The sequence below is a fragment of the Bariatricus sp. SGI.019 genome (assembly GCF_050315235.1).
Taxonomy (GTDB): domain Bacteria; phylum Bacillota; class Clostridia; order Lachnospirales; family Lachnospiraceae; genus JAFBIX01.
In genome coordinates this window covers 112318-133919 of sequence record NZ_JBNPOQ010000007.1, presented here as the reverse complement: position 1 = coordinate 133919, position 21602 = coordinate 112318, and the positions used below count along the sequence as shown (strand labels likewise).

The 21602-nt window shown below is 30.4% G+C and carries 29 protein-coding genes; 1 reads left to right on the top strand and 28 read right to left on the bottom strand.

Translation table 11 applies throughout. The annotated features are described in order from the left end of the window. Positions 1–79: 79 nt before the first annotated feature. The 19 genes from ACQRD1_RS06425 to ACQRD1_RS06335 form a co-directional block, all read right to left on the bottom strand. Positions 80–280 carry a helix-turn-helix domain-containing protein gene (locus ACQRD1_RS06425; RefSeq protein ID WP_427787185.1) on the bottom strand — a complete coding sequence of 67 codons (201 nt, stop codon included), beginning with the start codon at positions 278–280 and terminating at the stop codon, positions 80–82. A gap of 14 nt (positions 281–294) precedes the next feature. Then, positions 295–813 carry a deoxyuridine 5'-triphosphate nucleotidohydrolase gene (locus ACQRD1_RS06420; protein ID WP_427787182.1) on the bottom strand — a complete coding sequence of 173 codons (519 nt, stop codon included), beginning with the start codon at positions 811–813 and terminating at the stop codon, positions 295–297. Continuing rightward, a complete protein-coding gene (locus tag ACQRD1_RS06415) occupies positions 806–1126 on the bottom strand; it encodes a hypothetical protein (RefSeq protein WP_427787181.1) in 321 nt (106 codons plus the stop codon). Before ACQRD1_RS06415 ends, ACQRD1_RS06420 begins: the two co-directional genes overlap by 8 nt. After that, positions 1127–1924, bottom strand: a complete 798-nt coding sequence (locus ACQRD1_RS06410) for a bifunctional 5,10-methylenetetrahydrofolate dehydrogenase/5,10-methenyltetrahydrofolate cyclohydrolase (protein ID WP_427787180.1) — start codon at positions 1922–1924, stop codon at positions 1127–1129. A 10-nt stretch (positions 1925–1934) separates the two neighbouring features. Next, positions 1935–2147 carry a hypothetical protein gene (locus tag ACQRD1_RS06405; protein ID WP_427787179.1) on the bottom strand — a complete coding sequence of 71 codons (213 nt, stop codon included), beginning with the start codon at positions 2145–2147 and terminating at the stop codon, positions 1935–1937. 433 nt (positions 2148–2580) lie between these two features. Further along, a complete protein-coding gene (gene nrdG, locus ACQRD1_RS06400; protein ID WP_427787178.1) occupies positions 2581–3120 on the bottom strand; it encodes an anaerobic ribonucleoside-triphosphate reductase activating protein in 540 nt (179 codons plus the stop codon). Beyond that, on the bottom strand, positions 3121–5379 hold the full coding sequence (gene nrdD / locus ACQRD1_RS06395) for an anaerobic ribonucleoside-triphosphate reductase (protein WP_427787177.1): 2259 nt from the start codon (positions 5377–5379) through the stop codon (positions 3121–3123). Between the two features lie 23 nt (positions 5380–5402). Further along, positions 5403–5666: a hypothetical protein gene (locus tag ACQRD1_RS06390; protein ID WP_427787176.1), complete on the bottom strand. Its 264-nt coding sequence runs from the start codon at positions 5664–5666 to the stop codon at positions 5403–5405. Position 5667: 1 nt separating this feature from the next. Continuing rightward, complete coding sequence (locus ACQRD1_RS06385; protein ID WP_427787175.1) at positions 5668–5817, bottom strand: hypothetical protein; 150 nt, start codon at positions 5815–5817, stop codon at positions 5668–5670. A gap of 202 nt (positions 5818–6019) precedes the next feature. Continuing rightward, on the bottom strand, positions 6020–6454 hold the full coding sequence (locus ACQRD1_RS06380) for a nucleoside 2-deoxyribosyltransferase (protein WP_427787174.1): 435 nt from the start codon (positions 6452–6454) through the stop codon (positions 6020–6022). Positions 6455–6457: 3 nt separating this feature from the next. Next, complete coding sequence (locus tag ACQRD1_RS06375; RefSeq protein WP_427787173.1) at positions 6458–7000, bottom strand: guanylate kinase; 543 nt, start codon at positions 6998–7000, stop codon at positions 6458–6460. After that, positions 6997–7293: a hypothetical protein gene (locus ACQRD1_RS06370; RefSeq protein WP_427787172.1), complete on the bottom strand. Its 297-nt coding sequence runs from the start codon at positions 7291–7293 to the stop codon at positions 6997–6999. Before ACQRD1_RS06370 ends, ACQRD1_RS06375 begins: the two co-directional genes overlap by 4 nt. Before the next feature lie 162 nt (positions 7294–7455). Beyond that, positions 7456–8331 carry a thymidylate synthase gene (locus ACQRD1_RS06365; RefSeq protein ID WP_427787171.1) on the bottom strand — a complete coding sequence of 292 codons (876 nt, stop codon included), beginning with the start codon at positions 8329–8331 and terminating at the stop codon, positions 7456–7458. Next, positions 8332–8568, bottom strand: a complete 237-nt coding sequence (locus ACQRD1_RS06360) for an HPr family phosphocarrier protein (RefSeq protein ID WP_427787170.1) — start codon at positions 8566–8568, stop codon at positions 8332–8334. It lies immediately after the preceding gene. Positions 8569–8570: 2 nt separating this feature from the next. Then, positions 8571–8816, bottom strand: coding sequence for an HPr family phosphocarrier protein (locus ACQRD1_RS06355; protein ID WP_427787169.1), 246 nt, complete (start codon positions 8814–8816; stop codon positions 8571–8573). Positions 8817–9055: 239 nt separating this feature from the next. After that, positions 9056–9433 carry a hypothetical protein gene (locus ACQRD1_RS06350; RefSeq protein ID WP_427787168.1) on the bottom strand — a complete coding sequence of 126 codons (378 nt, stop codon included), beginning with the start codon at positions 9431–9433 and terminating at the stop codon, positions 9056–9058. A gap of 36 nt (positions 9434–9469) precedes the next feature. Next, positions 9470–9661, bottom strand: a complete 192-nt coding sequence (locus ACQRD1_RS06345; protein ID WP_427787167.1) for a hypothetical protein — start codon at positions 9659–9661, stop codon at positions 9470–9472. Between the two features lie 33 nt (positions 9662–9694). Continuing rightward, on the bottom strand, positions 9695–9931 hold the full coding sequence (locus ACQRD1_RS06340; protein WP_427787166.1) for a hypothetical protein: 237 nt from the start codon (positions 9929–9931) through the stop codon (positions 9695–9697). Positions 9932–9987: 56 nt separating this feature from the next. Next, the gene (locus ACQRD1_RS06335) at positions 9988–11184 is read right to left on the bottom strand and encodes an RNA-guided endonuclease InsQ/TnpB family protein (RefSeq protein ID WP_427787165.1); all 1197 of its coding nucleotides are present in this window, start codon (positions 11182–11184) and stop codon (positions 9988–9990) included. A gap of 135 nt (positions 11185–11319) precedes the next feature. Between ACQRD1_RS06335 and ACQRD1_RS06330 the strand changes: the two genes are divergently transcribed. Then, entirely contained in the window at positions 11320–11478 is a 159-nt protein-coding gene (locus tag ACQRD1_RS06330) for a hypothetical protein (protein WP_427787164.1), read from the top strand. 121 nt (positions 11479–11599) lie between these two features. Here ACQRD1_RS06330 and ACQRD1_RS06325 read toward each other — a convergent pair whose 3' ends face one another. From ACQRD1_RS06325 to ACQRD1_RS06285, 9 genes are all read right to left on the bottom strand, one after another. Beyond that, a complete protein-coding gene (locus tag ACQRD1_RS06325) occupies positions 11600–11833 on the bottom strand; it encodes a hypothetical protein (RefSeq protein WP_427787163.1) in 234 nt (77 codons plus the stop codon). Between the two features lie 98 nt (positions 11834–11931). Beyond that, positions 11932–12180 carry a hypothetical protein gene (locus tag ACQRD1_RS06320; RefSeq protein WP_427787162.1) on the bottom strand — a complete coding sequence of 83 codons (249 nt, stop codon included), beginning with the start codon at positions 12178–12180 and terminating at the stop codon, positions 11932–11934. Between the two features lie 33 nt (positions 12181–12213). Then, positions 12214–12984 (bottom strand): DNA-3-methyladenine glycosylase family protein, encoded by a 771-nt coding sequence (locus tag ACQRD1_RS06315; RefSeq protein WP_427787161.1) that lies wholly within the window; start codon positions 12982–12984, stop codon positions 12214–12216. A gap of 11 nt (positions 12985–12995) precedes the next feature. After that, the gene (locus ACQRD1_RS06310; protein WP_427787160.1) at positions 12996–13478 is read right to left on the bottom strand and encodes an ERCC4 domain-containing protein; all 483 of its coding nucleotides are present in this window, start codon (positions 13476–13478) and stop codon (positions 12996–12998) included. 47 nt (positions 13479–13525) lie between these two features. Then, complete coding sequence (locus ACQRD1_RS06305) at positions 13526–16780, bottom strand: PHP domain-containing protein (RefSeq protein WP_427787159.1); 3255 nt, start codon at positions 16778–16780, stop codon at positions 13526–13528. Next, on the bottom strand, positions 16780–18342 hold the full coding sequence (locus tag ACQRD1_RS06300) for a DHH family phosphoesterase (RefSeq protein ID WP_427787158.1): 1563 nt from the start codon (positions 18340–18342) through the stop codon (positions 16780–16782). The genes ACQRD1_RS06305 and ACQRD1_RS06300 overlap by 1 nt, the downstream gene beginning before the upstream one ends. Before the next feature lie 22 nt (positions 18343–18364). Beyond that, positions 18365–19393 (bottom strand): hypothetical protein, encoded by a 1029-nt coding sequence (locus tag ACQRD1_RS06295; RefSeq protein WP_427787157.1) that lies wholly within the window; start codon positions 19391–19393, stop codon positions 18365–18367. 35 nt (positions 19394–19428) lie between these two features. Next, on the bottom strand, positions 19429–20157 hold the full coding sequence (locus ACQRD1_RS06290; RefSeq protein WP_427787156.1) for a hypothetical protein: 729 nt from the start codon (positions 20155–20157) through the stop codon (positions 19429–19431). Beyond that, on the bottom strand, positions 20157–21581 hold the full coding sequence (locus ACQRD1_RS06285) for a hypothetical protein (protein WP_427787155.1): 1425 nt from the start codon (positions 21579–21581) through the stop codon (positions 20157–20159). The genes ACQRD1_RS06290 and ACQRD1_RS06285 overlap by 1 nt, the downstream gene beginning before the upstream one ends. Between the last annotated feature and the right edge of the window lie 21 nt (positions 21582–21602).

The following is a 21602-nucleotide window of genomic DNA, read 5'->3' as shown; positions in this document are numbered from 1 at the left end:
TATGTTAATCCTTATTTTCACTTGATTTTAAGCCATTTATGAGATATTATAAAAATTTTTCCACAATATTTTTCCACAATTAGAAAAAATTTTTATTTATTTTAATTTTTCCACCAATGTTATTTATCATCCAATCATCAAATGACGATTCTGGGATATAATATCTTTTCCCTATAATGACTTTTGGGATATTTGAGTACTTTAATAAATTATATACAGTATTTTTACTACAATCAAGTTTTTTCTGAAGGTCTTTTGGCGTTAAATAATTACAACTTATTTATACCACCTCTTCTATGAATTGTTTGTGGTACTTCCAAATCCACCGTTTCTAATACCGTCTGCATTATCGTCATATGTAATACCATATTCAACAAATATTCCCTGTGCAATCCCGTCTCCGGCATTAATCTTCAAAATCTTTGCTTCATTTGTATCGTTTGTAAATTTCAAAAAGATATGTCCTTCGTTATCAGAATAAAAATAATCTTCGTCCACTATACCTACGGTATTATTGAGTTGTATACGATATTTGAATCCAAGACCACTTCTCGGATATATTTTAAGTACCCATCCATCTTCCATTTTACATCTGATACCAGTAGGAATTTTAATCGTACAATTCGGTTGTAATGTAAATTTAATCGGTGATTTAAAATCATATCCGGCAGAACCTTTTGTTGCTCTTATCGGTAATTCAATATTATCGTATATTTCTTTAATGTCTACGTTCTTTTTATCACCAAATGTATCAATCCAATCCTTCCTAAACTGTTCAAAACTTACTTTCTCAAATTGTGCAACTTTATTCATCAACATCCTCCCATTCTTTAACGATAATATTTTGTTTTTCCATTTCTTTCATAATCTTTTTAATCTTCTTATCTATCGCTTTTACAACATCACTTTTACCATATTCTCTGTTGTAGTATGATATATATAAAGAATCATGATCTACATCATAAACTTGGTATTCCCATGCCTTGTTTTCTACATCTATATGTATAATTAGCTGTATAATATCTTTATATATGTAACATTTGAATGTACCGTATCGGAATCCATTTTTATTAAGCAATTCTGTATTTACATTTTTATTTACTTTATAATCATCTATATTAATCATTTACATTCCTCTTGTATAACTTTTCAACACATTTTTCAATAACATTGCTCTTGTCAATAATCCTACACCACCTGGCACAGGTGTAATTAATGCATCAGAATCGTAAGAATCTTTTGAAATGTCACCACACAATTTTCCATCTACTTTATTCATGGATACATCGATATAGATTTTGTTATCCATAACCATATCTTTTGTAATAAAGTTATGAATTCCGACTGCTGTGATTATAATATCTGCTTGTTTGATTTTCTCTTTTAAGTCCCGTGTTTTTGAATGAGCGATTGTTACTGTAGCATCTTCGTTCAGTAATAGATTTACTAATGGCTTGCCAACAATGTCACTGCGATTGATAATCAGACAATCTTTACCAGCAATATTTACACATCTTTTTAATATTTCTACAATTCCTAATGGAGTACATGGTGTATATTTGCTGTCTTTACGGAAACCATCTACGTCCTTTTCTGGTGGAATATGTGAAATAACTCTATCTTTATTGATATGGTCTGGCAATGGAAGTTGTACGATTATTCCGTCATAAATATGTTCACACTTAATCCAATCTAAAAGGGAACATAATATATCTTCTGAAATGTTTTCGTCTAGTTTGATAATAATGCATTCAATTCCTACTTCTTCACAATCTTTTTTCTTGCCCTTGATATATGAATTTGAAGCAGGATTGTCACCTACTTGGACAACATATAATCTTGGTTTCCTTTTGCCAGTAATCTTATTTTTTATATCTTCTTTAATTTCATTTGCAATACTTTTACAATCAATAAGAATAACCATCTCTCCTTTATTAAATATTCTCTTCTAAAAATTTAATATATTTATCCCACAACCCAATTGAATGAATATATTCTTTGCCTTTCAATCCTTTTATCGCCATATCAGCCTTAATTTTTTCTATAGTATTCTTTTTTGTAACTAATGATTTGATAAACTTATTTGTACTATGTGTTATGTCTAAAATGCGCTCACGAGGAATTTTATCCACTATATTTTTATACATAGCAAATTGTTCATCTGGAATCTTATAATTAATTCTAGGAAGATTGCGTGAGCTAAAAGGGCTTATAGATGCACCAGAAGTTTTTGGTTTAAGTAATGGAATAATCTTGTCATCATTCTTTGCATTAAATTTAAACAGTACTTCTGAATCTGTTTCTTCTATGTCAAAGATAATATCTTGTCCAAAATTTTCAGTTATGTATTTAATGATGTTATGTCCTCTTCCGATTGATGGTATATATGCTTGAAGAGTTCCGTGTCCGAAACTATAAATACGATTACAATGTTGGCAATCAATAAAGCAATCTATGTCTTCAAGTGTACCATCAAGTTTACGTGGAAATTGATTTGTTGATAAATCATATTCAGTTTTAATTCTATAAACTCCTTTATAATGTGTTAATAAATAATTAGCTATTGTACATCACCTGCCTTTAGTCACAGTACAGAACTATTTTATTTTGCTCTAATGACTGTCTAATATTAATTATTCTTTGGTTTGATGAGCCACGCCATTTTAATGAAATATCTCTTTTTGAATCTATGTATCTACCGTCAACCATGACATCCACATTTTTTAAAATTTCATACCTTAATACTCTAAAAATATTTTCTTCACATATCTTAGACTTTATCAGACAATCTTCAAAAGAATATCCGCTATATAACCATATCGTTTTGTTTGGGAATGAAAGACGAAATCTATTGACTAAATGTAAAACACCATCTAAATTTTCATCTGCCAAAGGTTCGCCTCCAAGAATTGAAAGACGTTTAATATATGGTCTGTTTGCTAATTCTATAAGTTTGTCTTCTGTATCTTGTGTCCATTCTTTACCACCATTAAAATCCCATGTTTCAGTGTTAAAACAATTATAACAATGAGGACTGAATGGGCAGCCCTGAACAAACAGGGCTACACCAACTCCTTCACCGTTGCTAACGTCTAGTTCTCTTATACTTGCATATCGCAATTAAAAATCCTCTCCTTCATATTCTATATCATCCAAATGATATACCCTATCGTGTATATCACCATATCTTCCTTGATTCCCACCGTTCTTAGCAGTACCTATGTATCCACAAACACGAAACGCAATATCCATTGTTGTATTATCGTCATTACCACAATTCGGACACTTCCACTTTAAAGTATTATTATCATCCACTAAAGGGATATTACCATCGTAACCACATTTCTCACAATAACAGCTCTTAGTATTAATTTCTGCATACATAATATGTTTATACATGTATTTAATTACTTCCAATAAAGCAGAAATATTGTGTGACATACTTGGAGTTTCAATATAAGAAATTGCACCTCCTGGACTTAACTGCTGGAATTTGGATTCAATTCTAAGTTTTTCAAAAGCATCTATTGGCTCAAATACTGGAATATGGTATGAATTAGTGATATAGTTTCTATCTCTTCCATCAAGTTCAATAAAAACATTATCTCCAAATCTATTTTTTAAACACTTTGCAAATTTATATGTAGTAGATTCTAACGGTGTACCATATAAACTATAATCAATATTTTCTAATTGCTTCCACTGTGAACATTTATCATTCAACGCTTGCATTACTTTAAGTCCAAATTCTTCTCCGACACCTTCATCAGAATGAGAATGCCCAGTCATATATTTAACACATTCATAAAGTCCAGCATAACCTAATGAAATTGTTGAATATCCATCATATAAAAGCCTATCGATTTTTTCATGTTTTTTAAGTCGAGACAATGCTCCATGTTGCCATAATATAGGAGCTACATCAGACGAAGTGCCTAAGAGCCTATCATGTCTAGCTCTCAATGCTTTATGACAAAGCTCTGTTCTTTCTTCAAATAATTCCCAAAACTTATCAAAATCCCCTTCGGACGAAAGAGCAATATCTGGTAATGAGATTGTAACGACTCCTTGATTGAATCTTCCGTAATATTTGTGCTTGTCTGGTTCATAATTTTTAGCGTTCGCAATATTCCCAATACCATTTTCTGTAAATCTATCTGGAGTAAGAAAACTGCGGCATCCCATACAGGTATAAACATCACCTTTTAATTCAAGCATAACTTTTTCTGATATATAATCTGGCACCAATCTTTTAGCAGAACACTCAGCAGCTAATTCAGTTAAATACCAATACTTAGAATCTTCTGTGATATTATTTTCTTGAAGAACATAAATTAATTTAGGAAACGCTGGTGCAATATAAACACCGTCTTCATTTTTAACTCCTTGCATTCTTTGTTTCAGCATTTCTTCGATTAATATAGCTAAGTCTTTTTCTTCTTTCTCATTTTTTGCTTCATTAAGATACATAAAAATTGTAATAAATGGAGCCTGACCGTTAGTTGTCATAAGTGTGACCAGTTGATATTGAATAGTTTGAATTCCTTTTGTAATTTCTTCTTTTAGTCTTTTTTCTGTAATATCTTTGACTTCTGTAAGGTTTTTATCAAAACTTTCAATTAATCCATTATTATAAAGTTCATTTGTAACCTCTTCCATAATTTTCTGCCTACTTACATCAACAAATGGTGCAAGATGAGCTAAACTAATGCTCTGTCCACCATACTGACTTGAAGCAACTTGTGCGATAATTTGCGTTGTTACAGTGCAAGCCGTAGAAAAACTATGTGGTTTTTCAATTAATACTTCACTGATTACAGTTCCATTTTGAAGCATATCCTCAAGATTAATCAGGTCACAGTTATGTTCCTTCTGTGCAAAATAATCTGCATCATGGAAATGAATAATTCCTTCATCATGAGCTTGTACAATCTCAGGTGGTAATAAATATCTCCTCACCGCATCAGTACTAACAACTCCCGCCATATAGTCTCTAATGGTTGTATTAAGAACAGGATTTTTATTTGCGTTTTCATTTTTCCAATATTCGCTATCGCCATCAATAAGTTCTACGATGTCTTTATCAATTGTATTTTCATGTCCTCTCTGGAATTCTCTGATACTTCTATAACCTTCATATGCTCTTGCAGTTAATTTCTGTTTTTTAGAAATCAATTTTTCAAATACCATTCGTTCAATATCAGAAATACTTACTTCCTCTTTATTTTTACATTCTTCATAAATCTCATTCGCAATATCTTCAGCGATCTTTGGTTTTACTATCCCACTTCCATTCTTCATTGCTTTAAGAATCGCATTTAAAATCTTCTTTTTCTGAAAATCTACTTCTGTACAATCTCTCTTAATTACTTTTACCAATAATAATTCCTCCTTTTATGTTATTAGTATTCTTCATATAGTATCTCGTCTGATATAACTTTCTTATGTTCTTCTGCTTCTTTAACTTTCATAACAGCATCTTTTCTATCTTTGAAAACAATTTTGCCAATGTCATTATAAGATAGTAAGAAACATTGTTTGTCTCGTTTTTCTACACCAACAAAGTATGTATCTGTTACAGTTCTAATTTTTAACTCAAGCACATCATATATTCCACAATTCGGGATAATTCGAGTATAATAAACAGTATCTTTTTTATTTAACATTTTACATATCCTTAATTTTTACTTTTAATGCTTCTAATTTTTTATATTTAACAGATTCATAATTTAGATTATCTTTTGATAACATATGTAGTTGTTCTTTCCCGATTAATTTTAAAATCAATATTTTTTCATTTTTATCTAATAAACTCATCTAATAATATTTCCACTACACTCTGCCAATTGTAACGACCAATGCATAACGCTATCATCACAATTAGCATGTGTTGAAATTCTCCTTATATTTTCTATTACATACTCTTTTTCTCCAATTGTTGCAGTAAGAAATCCGTCAGGTTTATTAAGCAATTCGTGAGCAAAAGAATGACTCGTTCCAATAATACTGTGTTCACCTCCTATATCAAATAATAATCATGAATATATCTCAACATCTTATCTATATCTGTAAACATTTTTGAACAAAATTCAATCTGCCAAGGATGAAGTTCATGATTGTCTTCATTTAGTCCAATTACAGGAATTCTATTATCATAAGCAATTGCAATCTCTGCCATTGTTCCCATACTCTTTGGGTCATTGAAATTACAAATAATTAAGTCAGAACGTTTGATATTTCTAACATCAAATTCCATAATTTCTCTTTCACTGTCATATGTAGAATCATCTAAGAAGTTATAGTAATCATTTGCGTTAATTACAATTACATTGTAAAGACTATACGAATCTTGTAATTTTTTCTTGCAATAATTTCTCCATTTATTTGATTCATCAAAATTATCTTTTCCAAACTTGGTCATTCCACCAGCCGTGTAAATTATAAATTTGTCCAAATATTATTCCTCCAAGTATTTTAGTATTTTATCCACAACATCATTTATGTCTGTTCCATCATTGTTATATACAATTTTATCGACCATATTCTCTACATCTTTAAAATCTTTATTATCATGTTCAATTCTTCTTTTTGCTTCTTCTTTATTGTCCCCACGTTTCTTTAAACGTTTTTTAATAGTTGAATTATTAGCGTATATATAAATTGAAGTTGGCTTTTTAGAAAGTATACCAACAACATCCCTATACTCGTCTGGTGTTAAAATAATTATAGATTTCTCAGAAGCATTTTCTAAATCTTCTAATGATGATCCGTAATACCATTTTCCAAATACAGTGTCGTATGTCTTATATACTGCAAAAAAGTTATTATCTATTTTTTGTTTAAATTCATCTTCTGATATAAAGTGATATGTGACATCTTGTTTTTCACATTTTCTAATCGGACGTGATGTATAAGTGATAATACCTGAATACCCTTTCTTAATTAATTCTTCTCTAATTAATGTCTTACCCGATGCAGTTTTACCAATCAAAATAATCAATCTACATCACCATTCCTTGATAAATCTACAACCACATTTGTATCAGAACCATCGTGTTTAATTTGATAATTACCGTAATACTCAAATATAGTAGAACCGTCTGTATCATAAACACTAATTGTACCTGTAACATCATTGTCTGTATTAATTACAAGTTCTTGTGGATTTTCTTTAGGTTCATCTTCTGTCTTAACACTACAACCTACTAGCGTATATGTTACTAATATAATAAGAAAAGCGTATAAAATAAATTCAATCATTCCATATATAATATCAACAATTATTTTTTTCATAATCCTCCATGTATAAAATATACTCATTATCTTTGGTACAAAATTGTTTGAATAATGTTGCCTTGCAAACATGTTCATTTGCTTTCAAATATCTAGCACATTTGTCTTTCTTCTCACATATATTTCCATCATTTTCGCAATAATAAATAAAATCATTCATATTTAGATTCCTAATTCCAATGTTATTTGAGGTTTAATTGGTTCATAATTAATCATCTCGAAATCATCTATTGTAATATCATAAAAATTCTTTTTATTTTCATTTAACTTTAGATGTGGCGTTTTGTAATATTTGTCGTGGAAAAATTCATCCTGTCTCATATTTTCAAATCTATTTAATAATTCATTTGCTTGTTCCAAGTGTCTGTCATACAATTGCTCATTTGCAATAAAATGTGTGAATTTACCTGGGTTATATCCAGTATGTCTAGCAACCATCATTAATAATGCAGCGTATTGAACTTCATTAACACCACCAGCTCCTGACGCAGTTAACATATCACCACTTCTTTGATTTAAGAACATATCAAGATATTCGCCACGGACTGTCCAAATAGTTTCATAGCAACAAGGTTTTAATCCATCAAAATCAGGTTTATTAAATACTTCCTCTTGCCACATAGAACATACGTGATATCTTCCATACGGATTTTCTTTAATATCATTTAGAACTCTTTTGTTAAACAAATCATATTTATTGATAATAGACCCATATGAATTAATCGTTCCAGGATAGTTTTTTGATTCCCAATCATCCCAATATTTAATTCCAAATTCATTTCTTAACATATCAAGTGAATCGCTCTTTTTTTGATATATCCATAAAATTTCTTTAATTGCGCTCTTCCATGCGATGGGACGCAACAAAATAATAGGAAATTCGCCTTTTGATAAATCATATTGTCTTACATTATGGGTAACAAAATATGTATGTGCAGGTGTACCATCTTTGTACTTTGGACGTGGATTTTGATCTTTGCATCCATCTTTCAAAATATGTTTAATATCATGTGATAAATATAAATCTGCTGATGTCAACTATTCTTTTACCTCCCACTTCTTCAGATAGTTATAAAAATTTTCTGTAACACGTTTATTATCCGTATTAATTGTTACATCAATTGGTTGAGACAAATCTAAGCTATAAATACCAAGAATACTTTTTGCACTAATTCTTTGCGAACCTTGCTCTACAAAAATATCTTCTTCATAAATATCAGAACATGTTTTATTGAATACATTAATATCAGCGATCTTATTTAGCTGAATTCTCATTTTTAATCCTCCTCTACAATCCAAAATTTAATACTCTTAACAAACTTGTTTTTTGTATCCTCATCATCGGTATGTAACTTAATATCACATTCACGATTTAATGACACTGATAAAATCCCCATTAATGATTTCGCATCAACAGTATAACGACCACATACGTAGTCAATATCATCTTCAAATTCACCACATTTCGCACAGAATAATGCAGCATCGTTTACGTTTGGTAATTTAATTTTTACTTCTAGCAATTCTTAAACCTCACTTTCTAAGAAATCATATTAATAAATTCTTCTTCTGTAATAATTGGAACTCCTAATTTCTTGGCTTCTTCATGCTCTCGTCATAAGAATATTATCCAAAATATATTTTCTCAGCTTCTTTTCTTATTTTAACTGCTCTTCATCATACGTCAGTTCTAATATGAATTTTTCTGTCTTTCTCAAATCTTCTATTACCACCTCATTACTTTATCTGATAAAAAACACAATCAATCGGTTATTACTCCGTTATCTGTTGTATATAAAAGTTCGTTATGTCCAAAACTTCTATCATTGAACTTAACAATCTTATCATCCCATGAAAGTCTCATAACAAAATTCGCATAATAACCATTTCCAGAATCCTCAATAGATACTTTATATCCATTATTTTCAAACTCTTTTGCTATTTTGATACATTCTTCTAGAAGTAAATCCTTTGTATAAGATAATCCTTTTTTTAAATAAATCGAGTAATATGTTGCACCTTTATTTGCTTCATCTTCACATCTTTGAATAATATGTTCTCTTACACCATCAAGAATACCTGCAACAATTTCTGGTGCTTTAGTTTGTGAAATTTTATATAATTCTTGTGCAGTTTTCACTTAATTGTTTCTCCTTTTCCTATATAAATTTGCGATTTAATTTGCTTTTGTATACTCTAACATCAATCTAATCCATGTTATTGGGAAAAATATTGCTCTAATGAAGCAATAGTCTAATTTAGGTTTATGTCTATAATCACATTCTTTTTTTATACTTTTGTATTCGCAAATAAAATGAATACTTGCTATAACAACATAAGCTACTAAAATTACTACACTTTTATCCATATACCCTCCCCATATGAAACCGTGAATCAATGGCTAGTTATAACACCATTCTTCGCACCACTCGTGTAATAATCTTAAAGGTAACAATAAATAATACCCAACAAAAGCAAATGTCGCTAATACAAAATATATTATCAATGCGACAACTGATAAAATCTTAGTATTGTTCCAATATTCCTTTACACTATCTTTGTTAATCCAAAAGAAATCTTTAGGATAACAAAATTCGTCTTTATTAAAGAATCTACTAATAATTCTACTTAATTTCATTTATATACCTCCGATAAAAGACTTGATTTATTGGCAATTTTAATGTATTTTTGCCTTTATGAGATACTAAATCTCACTGGATGTAAACCAACACCCTCTATTCCCTCGCTAAAAGCATCAGGAACTACCTTTTTCATAATTTGATATGCACCATTAACATCAGCATTGATTGTTTTACCACTCTTACTAACAAATAACCCTCTATATACTCTTCTCTTTTTATCGTAGTTTTCTTTTATAGGTTCTTCGTTATCTAAAAATGATGTTCCGCTTGTATATCCTTCTTCTGTTTCAATACACTTAATACCATTCTGTTCGCACTTACTCTTTACTTGATTGATAAATAAATCGTATGGAATATAGGTAAAATTCTGTTTACCACCATTTTCTTGTTTCCATTTCTTATTCAGACCAATTATGAGTGTGTCAACATTATGAAGTACACAATAATCAACCAACTGTTTACTGATACAGTGCATGAGATATTTAATTTTCTCATATCTCTTATTGGTTAATTTCTCTAAACGATTACTCCAATCCTTTCCAGTTTTCTTCTTCAAATCAGATTGAAGCTCTGCTTTATTCTTATTAAAATACTGATTAACTGATTTAATCTCACCACCTTTGATAATAAATGGTTGCTCACCAAAATTATTTACAACTGTTATGAAATTCTCGACACCTAAATCTACACTACAAATTCTGTTTATCTGCTCATCACAGTCAGGCACTTCGATTTCATAAACAATCTCCATAATATAATATTCTCCTTTTGGAACGAACCTACATTGAATTAGTCTACCTTTTGCATGAGTTCTTACAGTATATTGATTAAATGGTTTATAAGATATCCTAAATAAACTATCTTTTAACGAGCATTGTGTGTTCTTCAACATAAACACTTGTCTTCCATCTTTAGGTAAATAACCAGGTAACTTAGGTCTACCAAGATACTTTTCTGGATGTTTTTGATAGTCTTTATTTGCTTTAAAAAATGATTTCCACATCTTACCGACAAGTTGTATTGTTTTCTGTGCTGCTTGTGATCCGCATTCTTTATAACAATCCATATCTTGCATAAGTTTTTGAACATCAAATGCTGTTAAAATTTCATTATCTTTTATGAAAGCTTGTCTTGTAAGATAATTTGCTTGGTTATATACGTTCTTTGAATACAAACAATGCTTGTCCACAATCTCATATAATGGATGATTTTTTCTAATAAATTGTTGTTCTGCTCTATTTATCTTCATACAACACACCTCTCTTTCTTTATCACTATGTTATCACTTTTATATCATCATGTCAATATCAAAGTGTTATCACTTTATTATCCTATTGACATCATCGTGGCATTGTGATATATTATCTATAACGGAGGTGTTCATATGGCAGTATCAGAAGATAAGACACGAACCATTATCAGTCTTGAAAAAGACTTAAAAGCAAAACTTGAATCACTTGCAAAGCAAGAAGACCGTTCTTTCAATAATTATGTAGTAAAAATTTTGAAAGACCACGTCCAGTCATTAGAGGGAAAGGAATAATTCCTTATCCCTCAAAGGCACTCTGGAAGATTTATTCAACCAGATAGAGGTTGCGGTTTACAGCCATCTAATTTATTAGTAAATGGTAATCAATTTTGCCAATAAATCGAGCGTTTTATTACTATTGATTTCTAGATCTGTCATAACTATTATCAACTAGATTAGTAGACGTTACAGTACAATATGGCTCATTTTTGTACCAAACATGATTTGGATTATACGGCTCATATGGCAATGGAGTTGTAGGGAATCTTGTTTCATCATCTTCTGTAGTTTCCTCTCTTGTAATTTTCTCTACTAACTTTCCATCTTTATCATATTTTTCTGTTGTTTCTACAATTTTTGTTTTAATCATTTATTCTCTCCTTCCATAGTCTTACAATTCACATCATCATTCACTTTTCTTATTATGTCACAACCGTTTAATATGAATTTCATATATTATTTCTCCTTTTAATCACACAAATCATCATACATTTCAGATTTTTCTTTCCAATCAAGAATTGTATAATAAAGCATTTCTGCTTCTTCATTAGAAACAAATTCGGATGCAAATAGATTGTCTTTATATTTGTCAATTAAAGCAAAAGCCTTGTCGTAATCACATTTGCAAATATGGTCTATAAACTTAAAATGTTCTGCTGTCTCTTTCTCGTATTCTTCTCGTGTTAATCCACCAAAGTAATCATCACAATCTATCATATTTTCTCCTTTCTTAAAACGCCTATGAAAGTCCTAATCTATATGCTTATGATTTAATTCATAGTAGAAAATGTACTGTTGAAATAAACCGGCATACTTACTATTCGCCCATTCAGGTAATTCACCGCCATATTCTCTATCAATGATTCTCTTAATATGAACATCTTGCGGAAAGGCATCGAGATAATGCAACCCAAATAAACATATGCAATTTGATACCTTTTCTCCGATACCTTTAAATCCTTTTAACAATAACTTCCACTCATCATAATTTTGTGGTGGATAGCGTCTATCCCAATCAGACCATTGTTCTGCAATTGCTCTAAGATATTCATCTCTATATCCCAATCCACAATCTATAAAACTAAGATTTTGTAAATTATGAGCATCTGGAAATTCACCACCATTATTCTCACATAGCTTGTTAATACTCCGTTTAATTCTCGGAATATTATTATTCTGACTGATGATAAAACTGATAATTACTTCCCACAAATCCTGTCTAAGAATCCTTATTCCACTTCCAAACTCATATGCAACTTTGAGAAAATCATCATTAGTGTTCATAATAATATTCTCTACTTCGTTATAGTTTGTTTCTAAATCAAAATAGTTTCGCCACAAACTATTCCACTCGTTTTCATCACAAGACAGAATGAATGTATTTCCGTCTTGTGAAATTGTGAGTTCTTTACCGAAAGCAGGAATTTTATATGTATTGTCATTGATTTGTTGCCATCTGAAGCACTGTCCACTATTGGCTATTTGGTGTAAATCCATGTGGTCTATTTGTGTTGTGTACATTTACTTTTCTCCTATTTAAGTATCTGATTCATCAAAGAACTATAACAAATCTCATAAATCATAAATCCCATGTTTTCTCTCTGAACAAAATTCAGATAGAAATTGGATATTTTCTGAACGCCCAACAGTCTACGAATAAAAGCAAGCTCATTGTATTGAGACTGGTAATTATGGTTAATGATGTCATCTATCTTATTATTCTCTATTAAGAGATAACATGTTTTGATATTTATCATTCTATTCAGCTCTTTGAAGAATCTCTCATCGTGTTCTTTAATATTTCCCGCCAGTTCATCAATAGAATTTTTTCTTTCGATACATAACTCGTCCGTAAAATATGTATCTTTTACAAATCCAAGTTCAGGACATGACTCTATCATGAATGAATAATCACCCGTTTTTAGTGCTTTTGCTTTATGTTTGATTCCCTTTTTATCAAAATAATCCAAAATATGTTGGTTCTTTTGTTCATTGGTCGTGTGTAAAATAACCATATGACCAACAAGTTCTTTTAATTGTTTATCAGTATAATAATATTTAATTATTCATCACCTACCTCAATACCTTCTTTAATAGTGAAAGACTTTAACCAATATTCAAATTTATCTGGTACGTCACGATATATTCTTTTACCAGTTTTTTCATTAATTTCATCAGTTGGCTCTTTTTTATGTTTCTTTTCAAGAGAAATAATGTAAAGGATATTACCATTATCAAATGGATTATTTCTATATTGGCTAGTCCACATTTTTACTTCTCTTGTCTTTCCGCTAAATATTTCATAAATAGAAACTATTGTAATTGATTTAGTACATTTGATATCAGAAACATAATATAATCGTTTATCTGCTTTAGGTTCAATAGTTATGACTTGATCAAGACATTCCTTTTCATACTTAAAATGGTCTGCAAGAGTTGTTTGTGGATATGTAGTATTATTGACTAAATATCCTAATAACCCTACAGAATCAATATTTGAAATCATTTTTTCTGTAACCTTACCTGCATACTTTTCAACAATATTACAATCTATACCAATCTCTTGAATTTTAGTTTTTTTAAATTGTTTTTTACCATAAAATTTATCAAACAGTTCTACTTGTTTTAATAATTGATTTACTTCTCCAAATTCTTCAAAGAAATTTAACTTTATTAAAATATCAAGTTGTCTGCTATTAATAGATAATTCTTTTAATTGTACAAGTAGATCAACAAAAGTATTGAATGTATTATTTCGCAACTCATATAGTTCATCTGCCACTTTGCTATTCAAAAACTTAATTGATTCTATTCCTTTATATATACCAGAGTCGTCACATGAATATTTTGCGGTTGAATGCCTAAATCTAACTGGAAATATTTTTATACCCATAGTTTCTGCAAGTTTTGTACCATTTGCTATATCATCATCGCTATTAGCATTGTTTAAATATGCTGTGATAAATTCTTTTGGATAATAGTATCTTAAATATCCACACATATAACCTATCATCGAATATCCTGTAGAATGATTAAAACCAAACATATAATTCGAGCTATCTTCAATAATTTGTAAAAAGGTTTTAGCTTCTTCTTCTGCTTGCTCCCTTGATTTGTCAGATTTACTACAATATCCTTCAAGAATTTGTGGTAATGCTGCTTGAAGTCTATCCATCTGTTTTCGACCAATAGCACGTCTGACGTTATCAGCTTCAGAACCACTTAAACCACATATATTTTGTAGGAATGCAATTACATCTTCCTGAAATACTAAATAGCCATGATTACCTTCCAGTAATTTATCAATCAACTCTGATGGATTTTTATTTGGTTCATGAGCCAACAATCTATCTCTATAAGATTCTCCTGACGGACGAATAGATGCATTAACTAACGAAAGGTCATTTACACATCTACAATTAAATTTTTTCATAGAATCATAAGCAAACTTACTCTCAAACTGGAATATGCCAACTGGACTATCTGCAATATGTTTCCAAACATCTTCATCATTCCAATTAACAGTATAAGATTTTGGATAAGGTATATGTGCTAACTCACAAGTATCTTTTATAATTTCAATATTTTTCAATCCAAGTAAATCATATTTCACAAGTGAAACCTCATGAATTTCTTCCATATTTATGCTTAGTATTCTCTTTCCGTCATTCCAAAATGTCCCATAATTATCTGGCAACGTAACAGGACTTACAATAATCCCTGCTGGATGCATTGATTGTGAAATTGCAGTATTTACAAGACCATCGAAGTAATAAAATATATCTGGATATTTTTTCTTTGTGTCTTCTGGATTTTCTTCATATTCTTTTTTAATACGTGCGATGTTATCTAATGAATATGGATTATCCTTTTGACCCTTGTGTTCTTCTAACCATATATCTGATAATGCTCTACCAATTTCATCAATTGTGCCTTTATCAGAAATTGTTCCTATTGCTAATACATATGCTGTCTTATCAGAACCAAATTCCTCGATAATATGTTCATATACAAGATGTCTTTGTGACGGAGCTATATCTAAATCAATATCACCAATCTCTTTTCTACTTTCATTAGCAAAACGAGAGAAAATTGTATTCCATACCAACGGATTTACGTCAATAATATCTGTAAGGTAAGCAATCATACTACCACCTACAGAACCACGACAGAATCCAATTGGAATGTCATTATCCCAACACCAACAAACTAACTCAGACATAAATAGCATAAATCCAACCATTCCGATTTTCTTAAATACTCTCATTTCCTCTTTTACCATTGTCTTATATCGTGGGTCTGGTTGAATAATACCTTTTCGAAGCTTGTCATTATACATATCATTAATACGTTTTTTAAATACTTCCTCTTCATTATCATAAAGCACAGGATATTTAAATGATGTATCTAACTCAAAATCTTCTACCATATCAGCTACTTTATTGGTATTTTCAATTGCTTCTAAAATAACATCCATCGGTAAAGAACCTTGTTGCTTAAACATATCAACCAATTCATTGTATGATTTATATGTAAGGTCAAATTCATCTTCGTCTGCATATGCAATTTTCTTTGCTTTCTGTAAAATACTTCTGCATTCTGCTTTATATTTATTAATACTATGTGTATCTGTACCTGCAATTAATGGTTTCCCATATTGCTTTGAAGCTTCATAAAGCATTTTATTATACTTAATTTGGTCTAATGATTTTATATGAGGCTGGATTTCATAATAATCATATTTTCTCAAAAGCTTGTCATAAATATTTCTATCTGCTCCTTCAGATGAAGGATATCTACTTAACGGCGATGCCAAACACGCACTAATTTTTATAATGTTATCTGAAATGGCAAAAAATTCGTTAAAAGTAATTCGTGGTTTATAGTAAAAGTGATCTGGTTGAGTAGATTTATCAATAAGCAAATTTAGCTCCTTGAACCCCTCATAATTCTTAGCTATGAGAATTGTATGATAATTATCTCTAACCTTATATTTGCCATCTTCAAGCATTTCTGCTAATTCTTTTTGTGTTTCTTCTGGGTCGCAACCCAAATGAGCTTCATACCATTCATCAGAAATTTCAGGATAGTGAAACAATTCTTCAGTTAAATATACCTCACATCCATGCAAATATTTTAATCCTTTACTATTTGCATACATTTTCTTTTCAATCCAATTATAGATATTTCCATGCTCAGAAAAGCAAATAGCCTTTTGTCCCAATTCTGCTGCTTTATCTGTATATAATTTATGATTTGTACAACTATCTAATAAAGAATTTTCTGTATGTAAGTGATAACATACATAATTTGACATTAACTCACCACCTTTATCTCATTGCAAATTACTTTCAACATAAATTTTCTCGCAAAAAATCCTGAATCTAATTCGCCCACAACTTCGAGCGGAATATTCATTAGCGCATCATCTTCTAATTCCTCATAGTTAGCACTTGTATTCCATTCAATTAACTGGATATTGTCTGACGGAGTAATTACCAGGTGTTTTCCTTGTTTGAAACTTCCAATCCCGTACTCATCAATATCAACTACTTTAAAAATAAGTGGCTTAAATCCTTCTCCACTAACCTTATTGATTGCTTTTACCTTATCTACTAATGTCCTTGTCAAATCTTCAAGACCAATTAAGCAATCCACGTTCTGCGTAAAAGAAGTTGTCTGTTCCAGATTGGATAATTTCTTATTAACCGTGTTGATAAATTTCTCAAAGTTTTCTTTCTTAATTTCAATACCACTTGCTTCTTCATGCCCATGTAATTCAGCTAGTCCAGTCTCATTACATAATTTCATAAAGTCGCCATATCCAACAGATCGCATTGATCCGAAATAATTTTCACCCTTATCCATTAAGATAAATAATGGTTTGTTATATAACTCCAAGCATTTATTGCCAAGTAATCCAGAGATTCCATATTCAGAGTCAATAATGCCATATAATACATTGGCATTGTTCTGTGAATCCAATTGCTCTTTCAAGTTAGGCAAAACTCTATCTACTTCTTCCGACTGAATATCTTTACACTCAGTAACTTCTTTTTTATATTTCAATACTTCTTTGTTATCATCTGCCAAGAATAAATTCATTACAGATTCATTCCGACCAATACGACAACACGCATTGATAAGCGGAGCAACACTGAATAACACCGCTTTACTATTAAACTCATAACTACCGAGAATTTTCTTAATAGCCGGATTTTTTAAATTATCCAATCCCTTATTTACTATGTATCTATTTTCTGTAGACGATTCTGATACATCGCAAACGTCGGCTAAGATTCCACAAGCTGCTAAATCAACCAAATCATCTGCATAGTCATTCAAAAAATACTCGTCTAAATATTTGCAAAATTTCCATACAACTCCTGCACCCGACAGACAAGGATTGTTATAATATCTCTGAGAACTGATAAGAGTAACTAAACCGTCATAATTAGTCTCTATCTTATGGTGATCTAATATGATCGTCTGCTTCCCTTGTTTCACAAGTTCTTCATATACACTCGTATCTTTATCTAAACTGTCCACAATGATAAGAACATCTACATTTTCAAATCGAGCAATATCTTGTCCAATCAGTCCATGAGCTTTACCTTTATTTATATAGGAAGAAACTCGTTCAGTATAATTGCGCAAATATCTTGTCATAATCGCACCGGCAGTAACACCATCTGTGTCTGTATCGAAGAAAATACCAAACCGTCTATCTTTATCTAACCCGTTTTCAATAATTTTTGCCGCATCTGCCATATACTTCATTGTCGGCAATAAGTCATCTTCTCTTGGATTTAAAAAGTGTTCAACGTCTTTAATTCCACGATTTTCTAGGATTATATCTATAATCTCTTGCTCGTACATTCCCCTACAATCTGCTAAAATCTCATAATTCTTCTTCGTCCTCATCATCTCCTATCATCTTAATTTCACCGTCCATAATTCTTAAAAGTTCTTCTCTTCCTGAATCAGATGGCGAAAGTTTATCATCATATAGTCTGTCAAAATAATCCCAATATCCTAGTTCTACTTCTGAAAATCTGGAATAACTTTTTACCATATTTATATTCCTTAATATATTCTCTAAATCATATCCTGTATCATGCATGAAAATAATTTTCTTTGGATTCAACTCAAGCAACATTTGTACTTGTTTTCTACTAATAGAACCACTACCAAGTGCGACGCAGTTTCTTATTCCATATGAATAACATTGCATAATTGATTTCTCAGACTCGAAAATATAGATTACATTATTTACAAGATAGTTATAATTTTGAGAATATCCATATAAAGTCTGTGACATTTGGCATGGAATCAGATAATAATATTTCATTTCTCCATCTCCCACATCATAATTACATCTAACCTTCACGCCCATAAGTTCCCCAACTTGGTTATAAATAGGGATTACAATTCCTTGCGATTCAACATCATATCTGATATTAAAAAATTGTTGTGCATCAATAGTAATGTTATCTCTAATAAATCTCATATTTGCCAAAGCAACGTATTTATTCAATATAGATTCATCATATGTACGACATGTATATTCATTTTTCTTTCTAATTTTTTCATAGAAACCACCAAATATTCCTTGTGGCTCTCTAAATATACTAAAGTCATCAATTTTTAAAATTTTTCGAACAACAGATATAATATCTTTAAAATCAACTAAACGCTGTTCGCTTATATATGTAAATAAATCTTGATTTATGTTTCTGGCATAATCTGAAACATATAGATAATCATTCTTTTCTAATCGAATAGCAATAGATTTTTTTGAAGAATCTATTGCTCTACCAAACGAAATATAAGATTGATGGATATGAATATTGTAGAAATTAAAATACTCCAATAACTCTTCTAGTTTTTCAGGATTATCAAGCAACTCTTTTTTAATTTCTTTTAACAATAATTCTCACCACCAATCTTATAATTCATCGTATTTCATACAATTCCATATTGCTCATATAAATGTTTTTGAGGAGCGAACTCACCATAATATTTCTTCTCTGCCTGTAATCTTGCTATTGTTGCTTCTTCAAATGAATCACCATGATATAAAGTTATTCTCTTATTGTCTACATTTATCCTTGCTTCCCAAGAAGAACTTCTTTTATGAAATGTTACGCCAGTAATTCCTGATGTATTGTCTTTCCGTTTTGTATGATTCTGGTTATTCTGACTATAATTACATTTTCTAAGATTATTTCTTCTATTATTTAATTTATCTCTATCAACATGGTCATAAAAGTAATCATTAAATAAAACATAGTGCATTGGAACAATTTTATCATCGTCTATAATTGTGTATGCATAACCAGCATTTCCAAACCAACTATATTTTTTAATTATGTCATAATCATTTTTATCAAAATATGTTGATTGACCATTACTTAAAATACATTCCATATAATTTTCATGCTCTATATATTTATTTTCTGTTTTCATTATCATAGTTGGACAAGTTTTAGCATATTCTTTTTGCAGACATCCACATGATTGTGTTTTTCCAGAAGTTAATTGTGCTCTTGCAATAGATACATGATTACCACAATCACATTCACAATACCAAAAGATATGTTTAGGATAACTAAGTTCTTCATCAACATGAAGTGCAACTAATCTTCCAAAACGTTGTCCAGTTAAATCTTTAAATCCATTACCTCTCTTCATTATCTTATCTCTCCGTGTTTAGGTCGGCACTGGCATGTTTCTCTGAAAATGCAATGATCTCCATCATATTTTAAAAGGTAAGCACAGCCATTATCACTTGAGTTTGCGCCTGTTCTACATTTCTCAGTGAATACCATTCTCCATACTGCACTTGTATCTGGCTTATATTCTTCTTCTATCCATTTATCATTAACCTTTTTTAATCTGAATGGATGACAATAATACTTACTTTTTTCATCAAGTTCTTCAGTATAAACAGTTCTCATTAAAAATAAATTTTCAAGTTGTTCTTTGATTTGTTTAGCATTACTTAATATACTAGCATCTAGGAATAATTTTCCTTTTGTATATTCTGCCAACTGCACTGAAGCAAGCATGATAATATTGTATTTTTTTGCCAGTTTATCAAGTTCTCTGCTATCTCTTACAAGGGACAAATCTTGTCTTGCTGAAGATATATCACCACCTTGAATTTTGAATGTGTCATAAAGAACAGTATCGTATCCATATCTAAGAACATTCTCACGAATTTTCTTCTTAACAAGACTCATATCTGCATCGGCAATTGCAATAAATTTTACTCTTCCTTTATAATTCTCTCTCCAATATTTTTGAACATCAGTTAATTGCTTTCTGCTTTCAGTGCTTATATCTCCTGATGTCATTTTTTTCTTTGTTAATTTAAAGTATCTATTGCGTTTACCAAGCAACCAAACCATAAACTTGATTTTAAACTTTTTAATATTTTCCTCATTTGAAATAATAAGAATTTTTCTATCGTAATATAACAGTGACATTAAAACAGTAATCCACCAAGTAGATTTACCAGCACTACTATAACCACCCATCATAGTAGTTGTTCCTTCTAAAATTCCATTTATTTGTCTTGACAAAAATGGAAAACAATTCATCTCTTCACCATTTATGTCATATCCAGCAATATCAAATGGAACTCCATTTTCAAGACCTTCTTTACAGTTATCAATAAATTCATCATCAAAATCTATTTCCTCTTCTTCAAGCACTTTTGAACTATATCCTGTACCATAAGAAGTAATTCTTGCATCCCACCAATCTTGAACAGAGTCGGCGTCCATTTTCCTAAATAATTTTAAGAGAACAACTTTTTTACCATTAACATCTACTGCATGAAGTAAGTCAATTCCATCATCAACCATATGTAACATAATATTTTCACGATATAAAATATCTATATAAGTATCAAAATTCTTATCGTTAATAATATCAATCTGATGCTGAATACTCTCCCATCCACCACAAGCTTCATATCTCTCAATAACTTCATCATTCATATTTGACAGGATTGTAACTTCGTCTAAGGAATAGAACCCCTTTTTGCGAAGCTGAGTAAGCATACCAAAATAGAATCGACCATCATTAGTAATAAAATCTTCCTTTTTCAAATCCAAATCATCTAAAAGAAG

What these genes read in the sequence shown, in the direction of transcription:
- ACQRD1_RS06325 (WP_427787163.1), bottom strand. Translation starts at nt 11,833, where the DNA reads ATGATTAAAACAAAAATTGTAGAAACAACAGAAAAATATGATAAAGAT.
- ACQRD1_RS06335 (WP_427787165.1), bottom strand. Translation starts at nt 11,184, where the DNA reads ATGAAGATAAATAGAGCAGAACAACAATTTATTAGAAAAAATCATCCA.
- ACQRD1_RS06415 (WP_427787181.1), bottom strand. Translation starts at nt 1,126, where the DNA reads ATGATTAATATAGATGATTATAAAGTAAATAAAAATGTAAATACAGAA.
- ACQRD1_RS06385 (WP_427787175.1), bottom strand. Translation starts at nt 5,817, where the DNA reads ATGAGTTTATTAGATAAAAATGAAAAAATATTGATTTTAAAATTAATC.
- ACQRD1_RS06315 (WP_427787161.1), bottom strand. Translation starts at nt 12,984, where the DNA reads ATGTACACAACACAAATAGACCACATGGATTTACACCAAATAGCCAAT.
- ACQRD1_RS06330 (WP_427787164.1), top strand. Translation starts at nt 11,320, where the DNA reads ATGGCAGTATCAGAAGATAAGACACGAACCATTATCAGTCTTGAAAAA.
- ACQRD1_RS06305 (WP_427787159.1), bottom strand. Translation starts at nt 16,780, where the DNA reads ATGTCAAATTATGTATGTTATCACTTACATACAGAAAATTCTTTATTA.
- ACQRD1_RS06405 (WP_427787179.1), bottom strand. Translation starts at nt 2,147, where the DNA reads ATGTATAAAAATATAGTGGATAAAATTCCTCGTGAGCGCATTTTAGAC.
- ACQRD1_RS06340 (WP_427787166.1), bottom strand. Translation starts at nt 9,931, where the DNA reads ATGAAATTAAGTAGAATTATTAGTAGATTCTTTAATAAAGACGAATTT.
- ACQRD1_RS06370 (WP_427787172.1), bottom strand. Translation starts at nt 7,293, where the DNA reads ATGAAAAAAATAATTGTTGATATTATATATGGAATGATTGAATTTATT.
- ACQRD1_RS06390 (WP_427787176.1), bottom strand. Translation starts at nt 5,666, where the DNA reads ATGTTAAATAAAAAAGATACTGTTTATTATACTCGAATTATCCCGAAT.
- ACQRD1_RS06310 (WP_427787160.1), bottom strand. Translation starts at nt 13,478, where the DNA reads ATGGTTATTTTACACACGACCAATGAACAAAAGAACCAACATATTTTG.
- ACQRD1_RS06345 (WP_427787167.1), bottom strand. Translation starts at nt 9,661, where the DNA reads ATGGATAAAAGTGTAGTAATTTTAGTAGCTTATGTTGTTATAGCAAGT.
- ACQRD1_RS06290 (WP_427787156.1), bottom strand. Translation starts at nt 20,157, where the DNA reads ATGAAGAGAGGTAATGGATTTAAAGATTTAACTGGACAACGTTTTGGA.
- ACQRD1_RS06360 (WP_427787170.1), bottom strand. Translation starts at nt 8,568, where the DNA reads ATGAGAATTCAGCTAAATAAGATCGCTGATATTAATGTATTCAATAAA.
- ACQRD1_RS06320 (WP_427787162.1), bottom strand. Translation starts at nt 12,180, where the DNA reads ATGATAGATTGTGATGATTACTTTGGTGGATTAACACGAGAAGAATAC.
- ACQRD1_RS06420 (WP_427787182.1), bottom strand. Translation starts at nt 813, where the DNA reads ATGAATAAAGTTGCACAATTTGAGAAAGTAAGTTTTGAACAGTTTAGG.
- ACQRD1_RS06410 (WP_427787180.1), bottom strand. Translation starts at nt 1,924, where the DNA reads ATGGTTATTCTTATTGATTGTAAAAGTATTGCAAATGAAATTAAAGAA.
- ACQRD1_RS06300 (WP_427787158.1), bottom strand. Translation starts at nt 18,342, where the DNA reads ATGTACGAGCAAGAGATTATAGATATAATCCTAGAAAATCGTGGAATT.